Source organism: Roseovarius sp. (genome assembly GCF_040219995.1).
Lineage (GTDB): Bacteria > Pseudomonadota > Alphaproteobacteria > Rhodobacterales > Rhodobacteraceae > Roseovarius.
In genome coordinates this window covers 56,180-76,807 of sequence record NZ_JAVJUC010000029.1, presented here as the reverse complement: position 1 = coordinate 76,807, position 20,628 = coordinate 56,180, and the positions used below count along the sequence as shown (strand labels likewise).

Sequence of the window (20,628 nt, the reverse complement as noted above, 5' to 3'; positions counted from 1 at the left end):
CGATGCTGGGCAAGACCGCGAATGGAATTTTCTGGATGTATCGCCTGCTGGAGCGGGCCGAGAACACCGCGCGCCTGATCGAGACAGGGCAGCGCATCGCGCTGACCCGGCTGAACGAGCCTGACGCGGAGTGGCGGCCGGTGCTGCAATCGGCCTCGGTGCTGGATGCCTATCTGGCGGCCAACGAGACGGTGACCAAGGATGCCGCGGTGGACTGGCTGCTGCGCTCGCACGAGAACCCGTCTTCGGTGCTGTGCTGCATCGAGCAGGCGCGGCAGAACGCACGCATGGTACGCACCGCCCTGACCGGCGATGTCTGGGAGGCGATCAACGCCACCTACATGCATGCGCGCGAGACGCTAGCGCGCAAGGTCGGGGAACGCGATCTGCCCAACGTGCTGCGCGCGCTGCGGCAGCAGGCGGCGCTGGTGCGCGGCATGACCCACGGCACGATGATGCGCAACGAGATCTACGATTTCGCACGGCTTGGCACCTTTATCGAACGCGCCGACAACACCGCGCGTATTCTCGACGTGAAATACTATGTGCTGCTGCCCTCGACCCTTGCGGTGGGCAGTTCCATCGACAATGTGCAATGGGAAAGCATCCTGCGCTCGCTCTCGGCCAAGGGCGGGTTTCGGATGGAATACGGCTCCAAGCTGGCGCCGCGCGAGATCACGCATTTCTTGGTGCTGGACAAGCGGATGCCGCGCAGCCTGGCCTTCTGCACCTCCAAGATCCGCGACAACCTCAACTATCTCAATCGCGGCAATCGCGATCCGGGGCCGTCGCTACGGCTGGTATCGCAGATCGAACAGCAGTATCTTTCGCATGACCTGGACCAGATTTTCGAGTTTGGTCTGCACGAGATGATCACCGAATTGCTGGGCGCCTTCTCTGGCCTCGCCCGGCAGATCGAGTTGGATTATCGCTTTTATGAGTGACTCATGCGCCTGACCATTCATCACGTGACCAGCTATCGCTTTGCCGAACCGGTTCGGTTCGGCCTGCAACAGGTGCGCAAGACGCCCAAGACCACGCCGCATCAGACCGTGGTCAGCTGGCGCACCGCGATCACCGGCGGCAAGAAGGAACTGAGCTTCGAGGATCATCACAACAACACCACCGAACTGATCAGCCTTGATCGGGATACGCAGATCCTCGACGTGCTGAGCGAGGGCGAGATCGAGGTGAGCGACACCCATGGCATCGTCGGGCCGCATCGGGGGCCTGCGCCGCTATGGCTCTATGGTCGCGCCACGCCGCGCACCGAGGCGCGCGAGCAGGTGCGCGCCCTCGCCCGCCGTCTGGCACCGGGCAACGATCTGGACCGGCTGCACGCGCTCTGCGGGTTGATCCGCGAGGCGGTGGCCTATGAGACCGGTGCATCGGAACCCACATGGAGCGCCGAAGACGCCCTGAGCGACGGGCGTGGCGTGTGTCAGGATCACGCCCATATCTTCATCGCCTGCGCGCGGCATCTCGATCTGCCCGCACGCTATGTCTCGGGCTATCTGATGATGGACGACACCACCGATCAGACCGCGATGCACGCCTGGGCCGAGGCCTATCTGGACGGGATCGGCTGGGTCGGGTTCGATGTCTCGAACGGGATTTCGCCGGATGCGCGCTATGTAAGGGTGGCAACGGGGCTGGACTATTCCGATGCGTCTCCGATAACTGGCATGCGGATCGGCGGGCTGTCGGAAACGCTCGGCGTCCAGATCAAGGTTGTTCAGCAGTGAAGGCACAAGATGACCTATTGTGTGGGCATGGCCCTGAAAGACGGCCTGATGTTCATGTCCGACACCCGCACCAATGCGGGCGTGGACAATATCTCGACCTATCGCAAGATGGTGATCTGGGAGGTGCCGGGGCAGCTTTGCCTGACGCTTCTGTCCTCGGGCAACCTTGCCACCACGCAGGCGGTGATCAGCCAGCTTGAGGAACGCGGCAAGGCGCATGACGACCGCAATCCCGATCTGCTGTCGGCACCTTCGATGTTTCAGGCCGCACGGATCGTCGCCGAGACCCTGCACGAGGTGGTGGCGACGCATGAAACCGGCGGGATGAAGGCCGACTCGGCGTTTCACGCGACGCTGATCCTTGGCGGGCAGATCGCGGGCGGGCCGCCGCGCCTTTTCCTGATCTACCCCGAGGGAAATTTTATCGAGACCACCGAGGATTCGCCGTTTTTCCAGATCGGCGAGACCAAGTACGGCAAGCCCATTCTGGTGCGCGCCTATGATAAGGATCTGAGTTTCGAGCAGGCGATGCGGCTGTTGCTGGTGAGTTTCGATTCGACGATGAAGGCCAATCTCGGGGTGGCGCCACCGTTCGATTATCATTTCTACGCCGCTGACAGCCTGAGCCGGGGCCGGTCGGGGCGCATTCAGGGGGATGATCCCTATTTCAACCACATCTCAGAGGCCTGGGGGCAGGCGCTGAAGGATGCGCTCAGGAGCCTGCCGGAATATTCCGAGGGCTGATCAGCCTCAGGCGAACCGCGCGCGCGTCCGGTTGGCGAAGGCCACGAGCGACAACATCACCGGCACCTCAACGAGCACGCCGACCACCGTGGCGAGGGCCGCGCCGGAATTGAGGCCGAAGAGCGAAATCGCCACCGCGACCGCCAGCTCAAAGAAATTCGACGTGCCGATCAGCGCGCAGGGAGCGGCGATGTGGTGCGGCACCTTGAGCATCCACGCCGCCGCATAGGCCAGCACGAAGATGCCGTAGGATTGCACGAGGATCGGCACCGCGATCAGCCCGATCACCATGGGCCGGTCGAGGATCACCTGACCCTGAAGGCCGAAGAGGATCACCACCGTCGCGATCAGACCGATCACCGACCACGGCTTGACCCGGGCCTGAAACGCCGCGATGCGGGCCTCGGACGCCAGCCTGCGCCGGGTCCAGATGCCTGCCGCCAAGGGCAGCGCCACGAAGAGCAGGACCGAGAGCAGCAGCGTTTCCCACGGCACGGTGATGTCGGTCACACCCAGGAGGAACGCCACGATCGGCGCGAAGGCAAAAACCATCACCACGTCGTTCACGCTGACCTGCAAGAGGGTGTAGCTTTCGTCGCCCCTGGTCAGTTGCGACCACACGAAGACCATCGCCGTGCAGGGGGCCGCGCCCAGCAGGATCAGCCCGGCAATATATTGCTGCGCGTCGGCGGGCGCGATGAGATCGGCGAAGATACCCTCGAAGAACAGCACCGCAAGGGCGGCCATGGTGAAGGGCTTGATCAGCCAGTTGACCGCCAGCGTGATGCCGAGGCCGCGCGGCTGCCGCAGCACGTCGCGCAGGCTGGAGGGGTCGACGCCGACCATCATCGGATAGACCATCGCCCAGATCAGCACCGCCACCACGAGGTTGACGCTGGCAACCTCCGCCGCCGCGATGGCATTGACCAGCCCCGGGATGGTGTTGCCGATGGCGATGCCCGCGATCATCGCGAGGGCGACCCAGAGGGTCAGGTACCGCTCGAATGTGCTCATGTCGAAGTCTCCGATCCTTGGTTGGCATCGAGCCGCCCGGATGCGAGGGCCGAGGCGGCGATCATCACGCTCGCCGTGCCCAGCATCAGCGGCAAGCCGCCCAGCTGATAGGTCAGCCCCGAGAGCACCGTGCCCAGAAGCCGCCCGCCCGCATTGGCCATGTAGTAGAAGCCCACGTCCATTGTCACGCGCTCGGCTTGGGTGAAGGCGAGGATCAGGTAGGAATGCAGCGCCGAATTGACCGCGAAGATCGCGCCGAACGCCAGAAGCCCCGCCACCAGCGTGATCGTGAGCCATGTCTGCGGGCCATCCGCCGTCAGAGCCGCAACGGTCAGGGCCACCGGCACCGCGAGCAAGGCCAGTGCCCAGCCCCGTGCCGCGCGGATCAGGTCACCTTCGGGCCGAGATGCCGCGCGCATCAGGCGCGGCGCGCCGGCCTGCACCGCGCCGTAAAGGATGATCCAGCCCGCCATGAACGTGCCGATCATGAAGAAGGCCGCGCGATTGCCCGCCTCGGACCCGTCCGAGAGCACGCTGTAGAAATAGACCGGGATGCCGACCACGAACCACACGTCACGCGCGCCAAACAGGAACACGCGTGCCGCGCTCAGCCAGTTGACGTTGGCGGATTTCGAGAAGACCTCGGAAAACTTCGCCCCCTTGCGGCCTGTGGGCAGGCCCGGCGGCATGGCGAGGGCAACGGCCAGCAGGATCACCGCCAGCACCGCCGCCATCGCCCAGACCGCGCCGACAAATCCGATGCCCGCCAGCAGCGCCGCCCCCAGAAGGAAGCCCAGCCCCTTGACCGCGTTCTTGGAGCCGGTGAGTGCGGCGACCCAGCGGAACAGCCCGCCGTCGCCCTTGGGTGCCAGCAGCTTGACGGCGGATTTCGAGGACATCTTGGCGAGATCCTTAGCGACCCCCGAGGCCCCCTGCACCACCATCACGTAGGCGACCGAGAGCGCGACGGTCCAGGCGGGATCGAGCTGCGCCAGCGCAATGAGCGCCACCACCTGAAGGCCGAGGCCTGCATAGAGCGTCGAGGTCAGCCCGAACCGCGCCGCGATCCAGCCCGCGGAGAGGTTGGTCACCATGCCCGCGATCTCGTAGAGTACAAAGAGATAGGCCAGCTGCACCGGAGTGAACCCGAGCGTGTGGAAGTGCAGCAGCACCAGCATCCTGAGCGCGCCATCGGTCAGCATGAAGGCCCAATAGGCCGCCGTGACGGCGATATAGGCGCTGAGGCCTTCGGGACGTGCGGTCAAACCGTGGCCCCCACCATCATGGCCACATCGACGAGGCGATGCGCATAGCCCATCTCGTTGTCGTACCAGGCATAGACCTTCACCTGCGTGCCATTGATGACCATCGTGGAGGGCGCATCGACGATGCCGGAACGGGTGTCGTTGGTGTAATCGGCACTGACCAGGGGCCGCGTTTCATAGCCGAGGATGCCGGCAAGCGGCCCGTCGGCGGCGGCCTGAAAGAGGGCGTTGACCTCTTCCACGCTGGTCTCGCGGTCCATCTCGAACACGCAATCGGTGATCGAGGCGTTGAGCAGCGGCACGCGCACGGCGTGGCCGTTCAGGCGGCCTTTCAATTCCGGATAGATCAGCGTGATCGCCGTGGCGCTGCCCGTGGTCGTCGGGATCAGCGAATTGAGCGCCGAGCGGGCGCGGCGCAGATCCTTGGCGGGGCGATCGACGATGGTCTGCGTGTTGGTCACGTCATGGATCGTGGTGATCGAGCCGTGCTTGATGCCGATGGCCTCGTGCAGCACCTTGACCACAGGGGCAAGGCAATTGGTGGTGCAGCTTGCCGCTGTGACGATGCGGTGGCGGGCGGGCACATAGATGTCGTGATTGACGCCGTAGACGATATTGGCGGCACCGCCATCCTTGACCGGGGCGGAGACGACCACCTTTTTCACGCCCGCGTCGAAATAGGGGGCCAGCTTGGCCTCGGTTTTGAAGACGCCGGTGCAGTCGATCACCACATCGACGCCCTCGAGCGGCAAGGCGTTCAGATCGCGCGTGCCGATGAACGGCAGGCGCGTGCCGTCGATGGTGACGCTGTCCGCGTCATGCGCAAACACGGCATCCCACCGGCCATGCACCGTGTCGAATTCCAGCAGATGGGCGTGCATTTCCGCATCGCCCACGGCGTCGTTGATCCACGCGATCTGTGCGCCGCGCTCCAGCAGCGGCTTGAGGATCAGCTTGCCGATCCGGCCGAGACCGTTGACCGCGTAAACCGTCATGCCTCGGCCTCGTCCGCCGCGCGGCCGATCTCGTCGACGGCGGCCTGCAGGCTGACGCGGTCGAGCGTTTCGACGGGAAGCGCGGCGAAGGCGGTGATCCGGTTCTTGAGCGCGCCATAGGCCTGTTGGAAGGCGAGGCTTTTCTGCGCGTCGGTGCCAGTGGCCAGCACCGGGTCGGGGGTGCCCCAATGGGCGCTGACGGGCTGCCCTTGCCAGGCCGGGCAATCCTCATTGGCGGCGCGGTCGCAGACGGTGAAGACGAAATCCATCACCGGGGCATCGGCGCCGGTGAACTCGTCCACATGCTTGGCGCGCAGGGCAGCGGTGTCATGCCCCTTGGATTTCAGCACCTCGAGCGCGAAGGGGTTGAGCTCGGAAAACGGCCGGGTGCCAGCGGAATAGGCGGTGAACCGGTCGCCCGCCATGTCACGCAGCAGCGTTTCGGCAAAAATCGAGCGGGCGGAGTTGCCCACGCAGATGAAGAGGGCGTTGTACTTTCTGTCGGCCATGTCCGGGCCTCCTTGCAGGGTTTGGGGCAGGGTTGAGGCGGGGGCGCAGATATCGGGCCGCCCGCGACAGCAATCATTGAGCAGGTATTCGAAGGTGCGACGCACCTCTGTCATGTTCATGGAATATCGGAGCGACGTGCCGTTACGCTCCTGCGTGACCAGCCCGGCGCGCATCAGCGCATTGAGGTAGGCCGAGAGGGTCGAGGCCTTGAGGCTGAGCGCCTCGGCCAGCTCGCCCGCCGGAACCCGGTCGGGATAGCGCCGCATCAGGAGCCGGAACAGGTCCAGCCGCTGCGGATGGCCGAGGGTGGCGAGCCTGTCGGGAATCTCTTTTTCCATATTTCGTGAATATGTGAAATACGAGGAGGAGTCCAGTGAAGGTTTGGTGACAGGGGTGTGACAGATCGGGAGACGGACGCGCGGGGCGGGTGGTGCCCTGCCCCGCGCGTGGCATTCGGTGTTACTTGACCGCTTTGCCCCCGATCACGGGGGCGGTCTTGCCACTGTTGGAATTCGCGGTGGCAAGGACCTTGGGCGTTTCCTTTTTCGGCTTCTTGGCCTCGCGGTTGCCTCGGTTTTTTTCTTTGGACATGGGTCCGACTCCTGAAAGATCCCGGCCGGGCGGGATGCCGGGCCGGTCCGTGCTCAGGGGTTCAGGGGTGCCTGACAGGGTCAGGGCGATGAGCCCTCGGGCGCAGCAGGCACGGCGCGGGGCCGGTGCTGCGAGATGTAAGATATGCCTGCCGCGTCGCGCCGACAAGGGCCGTGATGAGGCCGCGCGGTCGACGGGCCGCGGTGCGGCGATCCAACAGGGGTTATGGGCACTTTATGGCTGCCAAATCCGAAGAACATCGGAGCGGCGCGCAGGTGGCGGCCAAATCGCCGTGCCGGGGGGCGGCCCGGCGATCGCGCGGCGGCGCAGCAAGCTGCGCCTTGGTTCCGCGCGGTGGCAAACTTGCCGAGCGAATATTTGTACACCTTGGTAATGCCGATATGTATTGTAGCATGTTGCTTATGTCTCATAGCCTCGACGGTGAAATCTAACAAACCACCCCTTTGCTGTTACCGAAATCGTACGACGGCGGTTGTCAGTTTCATCTACTTCCGAGTTTATAAGATCATGATTCTCTAAAGGTGATATTTGTCCGCGCATTGCCTGAGCTGACTTAAACTCGAAGAGTTCATAGTCGGATGGGCTTATTGAGCCACCTAACACGCAAAGATCGTCGAATAACTTCCACGCGCGAGGAGTGATTTGCGTTGCCTCTGCATATGATTGACTTTGCTGAGCCAACCAAATTTCGAATAACTCGTAATAACCGTTGTGATTGTTTTTGTCGCAATAGTCGTTTTCGTAAAGCCAAAGCGCGAAGTCGCCCGAGAACTTGAGTGCGTCCCGCAGATTGTTATTCAAAACGTTATACAGGTGTTGAAAAGCGGGTATGGATACCGGGGCGCATGCATGTTTATCAATCGAGAATATAGATACTCTGCTTTCGATAAGGTCTGAAATTACCTCTTGGTTCAGAGGCTGCAGTTCAAGAGGTTCTTGCATCCTTCCTTGCAGTCGAGCGCTTGTTGCAACGCTTTTCACTATACCTCGCGCACCACAGACCACCCAACGAATTCCATGCTTTGCTAGGATGTCGTCTCTCATCTCCTCCAGCAACTCCCGAGCGTTTTGGGAAGTATTCAAAATCTCCAAATTATCTAAAATACAGACAATTCCACCGTCAGCATTGAAAGCCTTTTTGAGCAAGGTTTCCACAATTGTAAAAAAACCGTGATTATCAAAACCAACCGTCTGGTTTGGCGCGCGTCCCGCGCCACCGCCAAATCCCGCTAATGCAGCAGAGGCTTGGTGAAAGATTGGGTTCTCCAGCCAAGCCTCCAATGGTTTGAGATTGAATTGGAGATCGAGCCGGTCTTTAAGCGACTTCTCGTGTTCAATAAAATGAGAAGCTATCTTGCCATAAACTTTCCTCTTAAAATCGACGGCCGTTTCACTGGATGAAAGTTGAAACGGATCCTGCAAAAGAATGATTGAAGCTTTTTGTTTTTTTTCAGTTTCTCGCTCTAACTGATAGCCGGCTACTAGTACCAAACTCGTCTTACCAACGCCGTTTGGCCCTTCTATACATACCGTGCTTCGCATATTCTCTATGCGATTACGAAGGCTCTTGAGTTCTTTTTGCCGTCCAACTAGAAGCTTTTCTCCTTTCTTATCTGCTCCTACTGGATGGGTATCATAAAGGTTTTTCGCAAACCCGAATTCTTTCCACATAAGTTACCACCAAGATCCTATTTCACGCCGCAAACCTAGACAAAAAAACCATAAATGAAAATCCCGGTATGGTGGAATTTGATGCGAACTCAAACATCCAACTCCTCCACGAACCGCGCGTTCTCCGAGATATACTGGAACCGCAGTTCCGGCTTTTTCCCCATCAGCCGCTCCACGAGGTCGCCGGTCTGGCCGGGTTCGTCCTCGTCTATCGTCACGCGGATGAGTTTTCGGGTGGCCGGGTCCATCGTGGTTTCCTTGAGGTCCTTGGCGTCCATTTCGCCCAGACCCTTGAAGCGGCTGTAGTCGATCTTGCCCTTGCCGCCGAGGCCCTTTTCCATCCAGGCGTCGCGCTCAGCCTCGTCGAGGCAATAGACCCGTTTCGCGCCTTGCGTCAGCCGGTAGAGCGGCGGGCAGGCAAGGTAGAGGTGGCCCGCGTCGATCATCGGGCGCATCTGGGTGAAGAAGAAGGTCATCAGAAGCGCCGCGATATGCGCGCCGTCGACATCGGCGTCGGTCATGATGATGACCTTGTCATAGCGCAGGTCGTCGAGGTTGAATTTGGTCCCCAAGCCCACGCCGAGGGCCTGTGTCAGGTCGTTGATCTCCTGATTGCTGCCCAGCTTGGACGAGGCCGCGCCGAGCACGTTGAGGATCTTGCCCCTGAGCGGCAGGAGCGCCTGTGTCTTGCGGTCGCGGCCCATCTTGGCAGAGCCGCCCGCCGAGTCGCCCTCGACGAGGAAAAGCTCGGTGCCGTCGCGGGTGTTCGAGGTGCAATCGACCAGCTTGCCGGGCAGGCGCAGCTTCTTGGTGGCGGTCTTGCGGGCGGTCTCTTTCTCCTGCCGGCGGCGCAGCCGCTCCTCGGCGCGCAGCACGAGGAAATCGAGGATCGCGCCGGCGGATTTCTTGTCGGCAGCCAGCCAGTTGTCGAAATGGTCGCGCACCGCGCCCTCGACCATGCGCTGCGCGTCGGTGGTGGCCAGCCGGTCCTTGGTCTGGCCGACGAATTCCGGCTCGCGGATGAAGCACGAGACCAGCGCGCAACCCCCTGATATGAGGTCTTCGCGGGTGATCTGCGCGGCCTTGCGGGTGTTGCTCAGCTCGCCATAGGCCTTGATGCCCTTGAGGATCGCGGCCCAGAAGCCTGCCTCATGGGTGCCACCCTCGGGCGTGGGGACGGTGTTGCAATAGGACTGGATGAAGCCGTCGCGCGCGGGCGTCCAGTTGATCGCCCATTCCACCTTGCCGGGCACGTTGTACTTGTCGCGGAAATCGACCGATCCGGCAAAGGGGCGCTCGGCATAGGTGGTGCTGGTGCCAAGCGTCTCGGCCAGGTAGTCGGCGAGGCCGCCGGGGAATTTGAACGTCGCCTCCTGCGGGGTTTCGCCGTCACTGATCTCGGTTTTCCAGCGGATTTCCACGCCCGAAAACAGATAGGCCTTGGAGCGCGCCATCTTGAAGAGGCGCGCAGGCTTGAGGCTGAGCGAGCCGAAAATCTCGGGGTCGGGGTGGAAGGTGACGGCGGTGCCGCGCCGGTTGGGGGCCGCGCCGACCTTTTCCAGCGGGCCCTGCGGCAGGCCGCGCGAGAACGCCATGCGATACAGCTCTCGGTTGCGCGCAACCTCGACGCTGAGGTGGTCCGACAGCGCGTTCACCACCGAAGAGCCGACGCCGTGCAAACCGCCCGAGGTCTGGTAACTGTCGCCGGAAAACTTGCCGCCCGCGTTGAGCGTGCAGAAGATGATCTCGAGCGCGGTCTTGCTGGGGTCCTTGGGATGCGGGTCAATCGGGATGCCGCGCCCGTTGTCGCGCACGCTGACATGGCCATTGGCGTGCAGTTCCACCTCGATCCATGTGGCATGACCCGCCACCGCCTCGTCCATCGAATTGTCGATGATCTCGGCCACCATATGATGCAGGGCGCGATCATCCTTGCCGCCGATATACATGCCGGGGCGGAGGCGGACGTGCTCCATATCCTCGAGCACCTGAATGGAGGAGGCGTCATACTCGGATTTCGGGGTGGGCGAGAGAAGATCGTTCATGCCACTGCTCTTTGCTTTTATGGGTTGGCGGGCATTATGGCAGAGGGGGACCGGCGGGGAAAGGGATTGCGCACCCGGCCCGGTGTCGCGCAGTTGTAATTTATGCAAGAGCGCAATGTGGAAAACTGCAACGGCTTTGCCTCAATTCAGCCACAGTTAAAAAACAACCTCAACGTGTAGTTGGTTCCGCTTCCTGTTTTGTTTGGACGAAACCTCAATGCGGAGACGAAAGAGAATGAAATACTGGTCAGCCTCGGCGCGCGCCGCCGAAAACTGGGTCGAAGTTCCACCCGGATATCGCAAATCCCACGCATGGACGCCGCAGATCGGCGATATCTTTCCCAACTTCAACGTGCCGAGCACGCAAGGCAAGATCGCGTTCCACAACTGGGCCGAGGGCGGGTGGGTCTATCTGTTCAGCCATCCGTCGGCGTTTTCCCCGATCTGCACGACCGAACTCGCTTCGATGGCGATGATGTTGCAGGATTTCGAAGACGCGGGCGTCTCTGTCGCCGCAATCTCGATGAGCGCGCAGGAGGAGACCGCCCGCTGGGTGGCGGATGTGGAAGACACGTTCGGTCTCGATGTGGATTTCCCGGTAATGTCCGATCCCGGCGGGCGCATTTCGCGCGAGATGGGGCTGATCCATTCCAAGGAGGCTGCCGGTTGCACGATCCGCAAGAGTTTCATCATCGACCCGTCGCTGAAATTGCGGATGATGTTTGACTATCCCACCCTTGTCGGAAGATCGAGTGAGGAGGCGCTGCGGGCCACGCTGGCATTGCAGGCGGTAGATCGCACATCGCTCGGGGTTCCGGCGGATTGGCAGCCCGGCGACGATCTGCTGGCACGTCCGAATGACTTTGCCGATCCCGACATGGATACGCGCTATGGCGACAAGTGGACGCGCATGTGTGACTACCTGAAGGTCGTTGACGCGGGGGCTGTCAACTGATCGGCGGCGCGCGCGGGGCTCAGCCCGCGCGCGCCCTGAGCCAATCGGCCATTGCGGCCGCGTCGATCTGGCCCTGAGCGAGGCGGATGATCTGCTGACCGGTGTCCTCGACATCCCATTCCATATACACCCCGTGCAATTCGAGGCAGAAGTTCATCGCATCGAACGCCGTGCGCTTGTTGGCATCATTGAAGCAATGCCCCTGCGCGATCGCCTCGGCATAGGCGGCAGCGAGGTCGAACACGTCCTCGATCATGCCGTAGAGAATGCGGTTGTCGACCCGCGCCAGTGCGCCTTCCAGCGATTTGTCGCGGGCACGACCGGCCAGTTCCCCGGGATTGAGCGCCGCATCGTGAAGTGCCTCCACCAGATCGGGAGTCAGCAGGACAACGCTCATTTGTCTTTGAGGTAGTCGAGAACCGGCTGCACCCTGTCACGCGACGATCGGAGATAGGCCATCACCTCGTCCATGGTCGCATTGCGCGGCTCGTCCTGGAGGGTGGCGGCCTCGGGCACGAGATAGCCGATGCATTTGGAGTTCTTCATGATCGCCACGGGCTTGCCCCCCGCCGCGTCGAGCACTTTTTGCGGCTCGCGCAGTTCGGTCATGGTGCAGATCTGGTTGGTGAAGAGGCGTTTCATGGAATGATCCTTATATTGCACATTTAAATATACACCTGAATGGATATTACTTCAATATGCCACGCAGATGATGCAGGCACCCAACCAGTGCCGCGTGATCATCGGTGACGAGTGAGATGGGCATATCGCGCATGATTTGCGAGTACGGCCCCTTGGAGCAGAAGTGGCGATGACACTCCAGATCGTTGAAATGCGGGGCGATGGCGCGGGCCAGACCGCCGATCAGATAGACGCCACCGGTACTCATATGGGTGAGTGCCAGATCACCCATTACAGTACCCAGTATATGCCCGAACATTTCGAGCGTCTGACGCGCATCCTCTGCGCCGGTCTCATATCCGGCGATGATCCGATCCGGAACCTGCTCTTGCCCGGTGCGCAGCCGGTGCAGTCGCGAAAGGCCCGGTCCCGACAGGAACGCCTCATAGGGTTTGTGCGCCACCTCGCGCCCAAGGGCGGCGATCAGGTCGTTCTCGGCCGCGCCCATATGCGGCAAGCCGGAATGCCCCGCCTCGGCGGGCGGCACGAAGAGGCGCTCGCCCACCCGATGCGCGACCGCGATATTGCTGCCGGTGCCCAGCCCCATGACCATGCGCGGGCCGTCCGGGTCGGGCAACCCCGCGACGAGCGGCACGATGCTCGCCGGTGGCAGGTCATCGAGTGCGTGGGCCTGCGCCTGCAGGTCGTTCAATAGATGCACGGCTTGCGCGCCGGTGGCGCGGGCGATCTCGGCTGCGTCGATGAACCAGTTGAGGTTTGTCAGTTGCGCCGTGCCCGCACGCACCGGCCCGGCCACCCCGGCGCAGACCGCATCGACCGGGGTTCCATCGAGATAGGCCACCATCAGGGGCGCGAGTCCTGCGAAGTCGGCATTGGCATAGCGTCGCGCCGTGCCGGGGCAAAGCCCCTGCCCCGTAGCGCGCGCCAGCCGGGTGTGGCTTGCGCCGACATCGGCCAGCAAAACCTCAGCCATCGCGCCAGCGGGCGACGGTGGCGCGCGCCGCTTGTGCCAGCAGCAGAACATCCGCCGCCACCGCGAGGAATTGCGCGCCCCAGTCGCGATAGCGCAGCGCCACCTCGTGGTCGGTCGCGAGGATGCCTGCGGCCTTGTCCGAGGCGGCGATGCGCTGCAAGGCGTCGCGGATCACCGTCTGCACCTCGGGCACGTCGCTATCGCCGAGATGTCCCATGTCGGCGGCAAGGTCAGACGGGCCGATAAAGACGCCGTCCACGCCCTCGACCGCAAGAATATCGTCGAGCGCGTCAATGCCAGCGCGGGTTTCGACCTGCACCAGCAGGCACATCTGCGCATCGGCGGTGGCGACATAGCCATCAACCCCGGCGAACATCGTCGCGCGGGCGATCATCGCCCCCGACCCCCGAATGCCCGCAGGCGGGTAGCGCATCGCGCGCACCAGAGTGCGGGCCTGATCGGCGCTTTCGACCATCGGGATCAGAAGCGTCTGCGCGCCTGCGTCAAGCACCTGCTTGATCGCCCAATCCTCGCCCATCGGAAGGCGCACCACAGGATGCGTCGGATACCCATGCATCGCCTGCAACTGGGCGGTGATAGTGGGCAGGTCGTTGGGCGCGTGCTCGCCGTCGATCACCAGCCAGTCGAACCCGGTCGAGGCCATCAATTCGGTGGCGTATGGATGGGCGAACGCGCCCCAACAGCCATATTGCATTTCGCCGCGCTGCAACGCGGCCTTGAACGGGTTGTGCGGGGCGGGCATGGCGCTCTCCTCTGTCATGGTCAGGCGCAGCATAGACCGCGCCACCGGGGAATGGCGAGAGGAGAGGTGGTTGCAATCCATACCACAAGGCGCGGGGTCGTCCCGGACTGACGCCCCCGCATGGACAGTGCCGCCGCTCTGTGGTCTGACTGACCGCGAGGAGGCGGTGCATGTCGGAACATCTCAAGGGGCTTTTGATCACCGCGCTCGGCGTTCTGTTCGTGGTGCCGGATTCGCTTTTCGTGCGCCTGATCGAGGGGGATGCAGCGAGCATCGCGTTCTGGCGTGGGATCATGGCAGGCGGCGTGATCCTGCTGGGCGTTCTGGCCGTCAATGGCGCGCGCGGCTTTGCCGAGGTGGCGCGCACCGGGCGGCCAGGGTTGATCTATACGGTGCTGATCGGGGCCACCGCGCCGGGCTTTGTCTTTGCCGTCAGCCTGACAAGCGTGGCCAATGTGGTGTTTATCCTTGCCTCAATGCCGGTCTTTGCCGCGATCTTCAGCCGGGTGTTTCTCAAGGAGCCGATCAGCCGTCGGATGATCCTGACCATGCTGGGCGTGTTCGCCGGGCTGGCGGTGATTGCGCGGGGATCGGGCGAGACCCATGGCGCGCATTGGAGCGGCGATCTGGTGGCGCTTGGGGTCTCGGCCAGTTTCGCCGCGGCGATGACGGCGGCAAGGCAGTTGCGCGCGGTGTCGATGATCCCGGCGATTCCGGTGGCGATGATCGGGGCCTCGTTGGTGATCTGGCCGCTGGCGCAGCCTGTGGCGGTCTGGCAGGTCGATTGGCCGCTGATCCTAGCGCATGGGGCGTTCATCAGCGTTTCGACCTGCCTGCTGACGCTCGGGCCTCGTTATATCGCCTCGGCGGAGGTGGCGCTGCTTATCCTGCTGGAATCGGTGCTGGCGCCGCTGTTGGTCTGGGCGATGATCGGCGAGGACCCTGGGGCCTGGACCATTCTGGGCGGCGCGGTGGTGATCGGGGCGCTCTTCGTGTCGAACCTCTGGGCGCTGATCTACCAGCGCCGCTTGCGCAATCGGCCGCAACCGCGCACCGGGCCGCCGGTCTGAGCCTCAGCTGTCGCGGTAGATCACGAAGCAGGACCAGCCGTCGTCGCGATGCCCGCGGTCGTGATAGCCTGCGGCGCGCAGGCACCGTCCCGAGGCCTGGTTTTCGGGATGCACGAAAGCCACCAGCCGGTAGAGCCAGTCGTGATCGGCAAAGGCGCGCCGTGTGGCGCAACGCACGAGGTCGCGGCCGAGGCCCCTGCCCCAATGCGCGCGGCCCAGCCAGTAGCTGAGTTCGGCGGTGTCCGCACTGCTGGGATCAGGACCGAAGGCAAGGCGCATCTGCCCGACGGGTTGTCCATCGAGCGTGACGGCCAGAACGTCATGGTGATCGCCCAGCGCGGAAATCTCGATCAGGTCGCGCGCGAGGGTCTCGGTCATCTCGCCGGGCCAGTCCTCGTGCATGTAGCGCCAGACCTGCGGATCGCCGAGAAGCTGCCGGAAGGTGGGCAAGTCATCGCTCTGCCAGCGGCGAAAATCGAGCAGGCGGTTGGGCTGCACCTTCCACGAGAGTGGCGCGGAGGGCACGGCGTTGGGGCAGACCGCCTCCCTGTCGGCGATGACCCAGCCGATCTGCATCGGGTCATAGGCCAAAGGCACGCCGTTGGCCTCGCACCATGCTTTTTGCTCGGGGTCGAGACGCCCGTTCCAGCGCGACGAAAGCGAGGACGCAGGACCATGCCCTGCGGGAAACGATTTATTGCTTCGATCCGTCACGTCGCGGCTCCCCAGTCGGCGGCGATACCTGGTCGCAAGTTCTAGGGATATGTGGAAGCGCGCCCGCCATTCAAGAGCGCGGGGATGACGGGCATGCTCAATGGATGCGCCGACGCGGTGGGGACAGGGACTAGAACTTGACCGTCACGCCGGGCAGGTTCAGCGCTTTGATCAGGTCGCGCAATTCCTGACGCGCGGCGATATTCGAGATGTTGAGGCCCTTGACCCCGATATCCTTGAGATCGAGCAGCGTCAGACCGCGCGGGAACAGCTCGCGGAAGATCACCCGCTCGTTGAAGCCGGGTGCCACGCGAAAGCCGATCCGGCGCGCGAGGTTGTCGATGGCGCGGCCCATCTTTTCCTTGTTGACCATCTGCTGCGCGCCCACCCGGTTGCGCAGCACGACCCAGTCGATCGCCTTGAGCCCGGCCTGCGCGCGCAATTGACGCGCATTCCAGACCATTTCTGAATAGACCGACGGCCCGAGGATTTTCTGCCCGTCACCGTCGATATTGGCGAGCAGGTCGAAATCGATGAAACTGTCGTTGAGCGGCGTGATCAGCGTATCGGCGAGGCTATGCGCCACCTGGCTGAGGCGGGTATGCGAGCCGGGGCAGTCGATGACGATGAAATCGCTGTCGGGTTCCAGTTCCGCCACCGCCGCCGAGAGCCTGCGGTCATAGACGTTTTCGCCCGGTTTGAGCTGATCGGCGGCCACTTCGGGAAGGTCGTGATAGCGCGGGCTGGGCAGATCGAGCCCCTCTGCCTCGAGGAACCGCTTGCGATTCTCGGCGTAGCGGCCAAACGTCCGCTGCCGCAGATCGAGGTCAAGCGCGCTGGTCTTGTGGCCCATCCGTGCAAGCGCTGTTGCCACATGCATCGACACGGTCGATTTGCCCGCGCCGCCCTTTTCATTCCCGACGACGATGATATGCGCCATGGTCCCGTTCCCCTTGGTCGCGGGGTGCGCGGCCTGCACGCCCCCGGTATTTTTGTGTGACTTTACCTGTCCGCATCGCAATAGGGAAGGTGCGCTGGCGCGGTCAAGCGCCATCGCCATGGCGCGTGCGTCTTTCGCTGGCACCTCATCCGCCCCGGCGCTAGGGTCGCGCGCATGACCGAGACCGCACTTATCTATTCACCCGATCAGGCCGAGGCCCATGACCGCATCGCCGAGGCGCTGCGCGGCGTCGGCGTGGACCTTGAAGAGGGGCTGCTGACGCCTCCGCGTGAAGGCAAGCAGGCGGTTCTGGCGGTGGTGGGCAAGGCCGGGTCAGGCAAGACGCTATTGCTGGCCGCGCTCTATCGCGCGTTGGAAGAGGCGGGGGTCGATGTCGTCTCGGGCGATTGGGAGGGGCGCAAACGGCGTGACCGGCGCACGCTGGCCATTCTCGCCCCCACCAACAAGGCGGCGAGCGTGCTGCGCATGCGCGGGGTGCCCGCGACCACCATTCACCGCATTCTCTATACCCCGGTCTATGACCCGGAATATGAAAAGATCGCCGAATGGCTGGCCGGGAATGGCGACCGCCCCGAGGTCGAGGGGCTGACCGATCTGGCGCTTGACCGGGCGCTGGCGTTCTACCAGAGCAACAAGTCCATTCCGGGGGCCTTGGCGGCAGCGGGGCTGCGCGGCTCGGATTTCATCACCGGCTGGAAACGTCGGGAGGAGCCGCTCGATATCGGGTTCGTCGATGAGGCGAGCATGCTGGATGCCCAGCAATTCGCGGATTTGCAGGAAATCTTTCCGACCCTGCTGCTGTTCGGCGATCCGGCGCAATTGCCGCCCGTCAAATCCAATGACGGGATGGTGTTCGAGACCTTGCCCGCCCCTGCCCGGCTGGAATTGAGCCGAATTCATCGGCAGGATGCCGACAATCCGATCCTCGATCTGGCGCATGCGCTCGCTGATCCGGCGCTGGAGTTCCACCAGTTCGAGCGGATGATCGAGGACGCGGCCAAGCGCGACGAGCGGGTGCGATGGGCCGAGCGGGTCGAGGTCGATCTGATGGCACGCTCGCCGGTTCTGGTCTGGCGCAACGCCACGCGCATCCGGCTGATCAACGCGTTTCGCGCGGTGCATGGCGCGCCCGAGACGGCGCTGCTGGAAGGCGAGCCGCTGGTTTGCGACGGCATCGAGCTGCCGCTCAAACATCGCAAGAAGCGGCTGGATCTGGAGGCGCGCGGGCTGATCAAGGGCGCGCAGGTGATCTATCTCGGCCCCGGCAAGCAGCCCGGGTTTTCGCGGCTGCATGTCATCGGGGCCGAAGACCCGCGACTGTCGGCGGCCTCTATCGTCAAGATCGAGAAGCCCGACGAGGAAGAGCCGTTCATCCCCTATGCGGCCAATATGGGGGCGACCTTTCTGCATGGCGCGGCGGTGACGATCCACAAGGCGCAAGGGTCGCAATGGCGCGATGTGCAGGTCTTTGCCCCCGATATCTATGCCGCCGCCCGGATGGGCCGATCCGAGGCCGGACAACCGCTTTGGAAGCGGCTGGCCTATGTGGCGATCACCCGCGCCGAGGAACGGCTGCATTGGGTGGTGCGCAACCGGCTGTCAAAACCCACCGCGCCGCTTCGCATCGACGATCTGCGAGCCGCGCCGGTGCCCTTGGAACTCGAACAGGAGGAAGAGACATGAAAACCGTTCTCGTCACCGGCGCAAGTGCCGGTATTGGTGCCGCCTGCGCGCGCGCCTTTCTGGCGGCAGGCTGGCAGGTCGGGCTGATGGCGCGCCGCCCCGAAGCGCTGGAGGCGGTGGCCGAGGGGCATGAGCGCGCGGTGATCCTGCCCGGCGACGTGACCGACCCGCAGGACGTGGCGCGCTGCTTCGCAGATTTCACCGCCCGAACTGGACGGCTTGATGTGCTGTTCAACAACGCGGGCAGCTTTGGCCGCGCGGCGACGATTGACGAGTTGGGCTATGACGAATGGCGGCAGGTGGTCGACGTGAACCTGCACGGCATGTTCCTCTGCGCGCAGGCGGCTTTCGGGCAGATGCGGCGGCAAGATCCGCAGGGCGGACGGATCATCAACAACGGCTCGATCTCGGCCCATGCCCCGCGCGAAGGATCGGTCGCCTATACCACGACCAAGCACGCGATTACCGGGCTGACCAAGACGCTCAGCCTCGATGGTCGCGCGTATGACATCGCCTGCGGGCAGATCGACATCGGCAACGCGCGCACCGAGTTGCTGGAAGGGATCATCGCCGCCAATCCCGGCAACCCGCCGCCCACGATGGACGTGGCCGAGGTTGGGCGCGCGGTGCTGCACATGGCCGAGTTGCCCCCCGAGGCGAATGTACAGTTCATGACGCTGATGGCGACCAAGATGCCATTTGTCGGGCGCGGCTAACCCTGCAATGCCCCTGTCAGAGCTTGTTCGTGTCATCCTGCTGGTCTTTGCAGCCGTCACCTGTGTGGTGATCGGCGACACGGCGGGCAAGCTGATGACATCGGGCGGGGTCGATCCTTTCTTCGTGGCGTGGTCGCGCTTTGCCTTGGCGGGGCTGGTGCTGCTGCCATTCAGCGGGCTGACGCGGGATGAGGTGCCGGAACTGTTTCGCTGGCGCATCCTGCTGCGCGCGGCGGCCATCGCGGCGGGTGTGTCATGCATTCTGACGGCGCTGCGGACCGAGCCGCTGGCCAATGTGTTCGGTGCGTTCTTCATCGGGCCGGTGGTGTCCTACGTGCTGGCAATGATCTTTCTGCACGAGCGCCCGACGCTGTGGCGCAGCCTGCTGCTGGCGCTTGGCTTTCTGGGGGTGATGCTGGTGGTCAAGCCGGGGTTCGGCGCGACGCCCGGCATGGGCTTTGCGCTGGCCGCAGGCACGTTCTACGGGGGCTATCTGGTGATGACGCGCACCGTGGCGGGCGCGCACCGGCCCCGATTTCTGCTGATCTCGCAACTGCTGATCGGGAGCGCGCTGCTGACCCCGCTTGGCGTGACCGGCGAATTGCCTGCGTTCGACATGCGCCTGTCGCTGCTTGTCGCGCTGAGCGCCGGGGCCTCCGCCTGCGGCAATTTCATGCTGGTGATCGCCAACCGCACCGCCGAGGCCAGCCTGATCGCACCGCTGGTCTATAGTCAGTTGATTTCCGCCACCGTGCTCGGGGTGCTGGTATTTGGCGACTGGCCGGATGGCTGGTCGCTCTTGGGGCTGGTGCTGATCGCGCTGTCGGGGATCGGATCGCTCTGGGCCAGTCACAAGCGGGCGCTACCTGGCCTGCGCCCGTAGCTGTCGGATCGGGCGCGCGGGGAACTGATCGCCCTGCGATGCGTTCACCAAGGGGATGTTTTCAAAAAGGAGAATGATGTGCCCGCCACTGGCGAACCGCAAACCGCGAGCGACGTGGTCAAACAGGCGCGCAAGGCGCTCGATGGCGCGACCTCGAGCGTCGGCGAGGTGATCGACGCGCTCGGTGTGGCGAGCTACACGCCGCTTTTGATCGTGCCGTCACTGGCGCTGGTTTCGCCGCTGAGCGGGGTGCCTGGGTTTACCAGCGTCTGCGGCCTGCTGATCGCGGCGGTGTCGCTGCAACAGATCCTGCAACGCCCGAGCCTGTGGCTGCCCGGCTGGCTGCGCCGCGCGACCATAAGCACCGAGCGTGCACGCAGTGCGATGCTGTGGTTCACCCGCCCGGCGCAGTGGCTTGATACCTTCACCAAGCGGCGGTTGCGGGGTCTCGTGACACCGCCGCTTGCGCGGCTGCCGCAGGGCATCTGCCTGATCTTCGGAATGGTGATGCCGCTTTTGGAGCTGATCCCCTTCACCTCGTCGATACTCGGCGCGATCATTGTCGTGCTGGCGACGGGGATGTTCATGGGCGACGGGCTATTGGTGCTGATCGGAATGATGCTTGCCATGGCGGTGACCGGTGGCCTGGTCGTCCTGATCTGAGGCT

22 protein-coding genes are annotated in these 20,628 nt (G+C 63.4%); 9 read left to right on the top strand and 13 right to left on the bottom strand.

What is annotated here, in order from left to right; translation table 11 throughout:
• The first annotated feature begins 2 nt into the window (after positions 1-2).
• From RID11_RS13255 to RID11_RS13245, 3 genes are read left to right on the top strand one after another with little or no spacing between them, the layout of a single operon-like run.
• A complete protein-coding gene (locus tag RID11_RS13255; protein WP_350139927.1) occupies positions 3-944 on the top strand; it encodes an alpha-E domain-containing protein in 942 nt (313 codons plus the stop codon).
• 3 nt (positions 945-947) lie between these two features.
• Complete coding sequence (locus RID11_RS13250; protein WP_350139925.1) at positions 948-1,745, top strand: transglutaminase family protein; 798 nt, start codon at positions 948-950, stop codon at positions 1,743-1,745.
• A gap of 27 nt (positions 1,746-1,772) precedes the next feature.
• A complete protein-coding gene (locus RID11_RS13245) occupies positions 1,773-2,489 on the top strand; it encodes a proteasome-type protease (RefSeq protein ID WP_350139923.1) in 717 nt (238 codons plus the stop codon).
• A gap of 6 nt (positions 2,490-2,495) precedes the next feature.
• Here the strand turns inward: RID11_RS13245 and arsB are convergent, their stop codons facing one another.
• From arsB to parE, 7 genes are all read right to left on the bottom strand, one after another.
• Positions 2,496-3,503, bottom strand: coding sequence for an ACR3 family arsenite efflux transporter (gene arsB / locus RID11_RS13240; protein ID WP_350139921.1), 1,008 nt, complete (start codon positions 3,501-3,503; stop codon positions 2,496-2,498).
• A complete protein-coding gene (gene arsJ, locus RID11_RS13235; RefSeq protein WP_350139919.1) occupies positions 3,500-4,768 on the bottom strand; it encodes an organoarsenical effux MFS transporter ArsJ in 1,269 nt (422 codons plus the stop codon). Before arsJ ends, arsB begins: the two co-directional genes overlap by 4 nt.
• The gene (locus RID11_RS13230; RefSeq protein ID WP_350139917.1) at positions 4,765-5,763 is read right to left on the bottom strand and encodes an ArsJ-associated glyceraldehyde-3-phosphate dehydrogenase; all 999 of its coding nucleotides are present in this window, start codon (positions 5,761-5,763) and stop codon (positions 4,765-4,767) included. The genes arsJ and RID11_RS13230 overlap by 4 nt, the downstream gene beginning before the upstream one ends.
• Positions 5,760-6,611: an arsenate reductase/protein-tyrosine-phosphatase family protein gene (locus RID11_RS13225; protein WP_350139915.1), complete on the bottom strand. Its 852-nt coding sequence runs from the start codon at positions 6,609-6,611 to the stop codon at positions 5,760-5,762. The genes RID11_RS13230 and RID11_RS13225 overlap by 4 nt, the downstream gene beginning before the upstream one ends.
• Before the next feature lie 121 nt (positions 6,612-6,732).
• Positions 6,733-6,864 carry a hypothetical protein gene (locus tag RID11_RS13220; protein WP_350139913.1) on the bottom strand — a complete coding sequence of 44 codons (132 nt, stop codon included), beginning with the start codon at positions 6,862-6,864 and terminating at the stop codon, positions 6,733-6,735.
• Between the two features lie 420 nt (positions 6,865-7,284).
• On the bottom strand, positions 7,285-8,556 hold the full coding sequence (locus RID11_RS13215; RefSeq protein WP_350139911.1) for a P-loop NTPase fold protein: 1,272 nt from the start codon (positions 8,554-8,556) through the stop codon (positions 7,285-7,287).
• An 89-nt stretch (positions 8,557-8,645) separates the two neighbouring features.
• Entirely contained in the window at positions 8,646-10,601 is a 1,956-nt protein-coding gene (gene parE, locus RID11_RS13210) for a DNA topoisomerase IV subunit B (protein WP_350139909.1), read from the bottom strand.
• Positions 10,602-10,836: 235 nt separating this feature from the next.
• On the opposite strand from parE, the gene RID11_RS13205 reads away from it, so the two are divergent.
• Entirely contained in the window at positions 10,837-11,556 is a 720-nt protein-coding gene (locus RID11_RS13205; RefSeq protein ID WP_350139907.1) for a redoxin domain-containing protein, read from the top strand.
• Between the two features lie 19 nt (positions 11,557-11,575).
• Here the strand turns inward: RID11_RS13205 and RID11_RS13200 are convergent, their stop codons facing one another.
• Genes RID11_RS13200 through RID11_RS13185 form a run of 4 tightly spaced genes read right to left on the bottom strand, consistent with a single transcriptional unit; the run spans position 11,576 to position 13,934 of the window.
• On the bottom strand, positions 11,576-11,953 hold the full coding sequence (locus tag RID11_RS13200; protein WP_350139905.1) for a type II toxin-antitoxin system death-on-curing family toxin: 378 nt from the start codon (positions 11,951-11,953) through the stop codon (positions 11,576-11,578).
• Positions 11,950-12,198, bottom strand: a complete 249-nt coding sequence (locus tag RID11_RS13195) for a hypothetical protein (protein ID WP_350139903.1) — start codon at positions 12,196-12,198, stop codon at positions 11,950-11,952. Before RID11_RS13195 ends, RID11_RS13200 begins: the two co-directional genes overlap by 4 nt.
• Positions 12,199-12,244: 46 nt before the next feature.
• A complete protein-coding gene (locus RID11_RS13190) occupies positions 12,245-13,171 on the bottom strand; it encodes a glucokinase (RefSeq protein ID WP_350139901.1) in 927 nt (308 codons plus the stop codon).
• Positions 13,164-13,934, bottom strand: a complete 771-nt coding sequence (locus RID11_RS13185; RefSeq protein WP_350139975.1) for an HpcH/HpaI aldolase family protein — start codon at positions 13,932-13,934, stop codon at positions 13,164-13,166. Before RID11_RS13185 ends, RID11_RS13190 begins: the two co-directional genes overlap by 8 nt.
• A gap of 170 nt (positions 13,935-14,104) precedes the next feature.
• Between RID11_RS13185 and RID11_RS13180 the strand changes: the two genes are divergently transcribed.
• Entirely contained in the window at positions 14,105-15,004 is a 900-nt protein-coding gene (locus RID11_RS13180) for a DMT family transporter (protein ID WP_350139899.1), read from the top strand.
• A gap of 3 nt (positions 15,005-15,007) precedes the next feature.
• On the opposite strand, the gene RID11_RS13175 is transcribed toward RID11_RS13180, so the two are convergent.
• Both RID11_RS13175 and RID11_RS13170 read right to left on the bottom strand, forming a co-directional pair.
• A complete protein-coding gene (locus RID11_RS13175; RefSeq protein ID WP_350139897.1) occupies positions 15,008-15,718 on the bottom strand; it encodes a GNAT family N-acetyltransferase in 711 nt (236 codons plus the stop codon).
• A 130-nt stretch (positions 15,719-15,848) separates the two neighbouring features.
• Positions 15,849-16,658, bottom strand: coding sequence for a division plane positioning ATPase MipZ (locus RID11_RS13170; protein WP_350139895.1), 810 nt, complete (start codon positions 16,656-16,658; stop codon positions 15,849-15,851).
• Positions 16,659-16,832: 174 nt separating this feature from the next.
• On the opposite strand from RID11_RS13170, the gene RID11_RS13165 reads away from it, so the two are divergent.
• The 4 genes from RID11_RS13165 to RID11_RS13150 all read left to right on the top strand — a co-directional run bounded on the left by RID11_RS13165 (position 16,833) and on the right by RID11_RS13150 (position 20,624).
• Positions 16,833-18,362, top strand: coding sequence for an AAA family ATPase (locus tag RID11_RS13165; RefSeq protein ID WP_350139893.1), 1,530 nt, complete (start codon positions 16,833-16,835; stop codon positions 18,360-18,362).
• Complete coding sequence (locus RID11_RS13160) at positions 18,359-19,078, top strand: SDR family oxidoreductase (RefSeq protein WP_350139891.1); 720 nt, start codon at positions 18,359-18,361, stop codon at positions 19,076-19,078. Before RID11_RS13165 ends, RID11_RS13160 begins: the two co-directional genes overlap by 4 nt.
• Before the next feature lie 7 nt (positions 19,079-19,085).
• Positions 19,086-19,961, top strand: coding sequence for a DMT family transporter (locus tag RID11_RS13155; RefSeq protein WP_350139889.1), 876 nt, complete (start codon positions 19,086-19,088; stop codon positions 19,959-19,961).
• A gap of 78 nt (positions 19,962-20,039) precedes the next feature.
• A complete protein-coding gene (locus tag RID11_RS13150; RefSeq protein WP_350139887.1) occupies positions 20,040-20,624 on the top strand; it encodes an exopolysaccharide biosynthesis protein in 585 nt (194 codons plus the stop codon).
• Positions 20,625-20,628 lie beyond the last annotated feature (4 nt).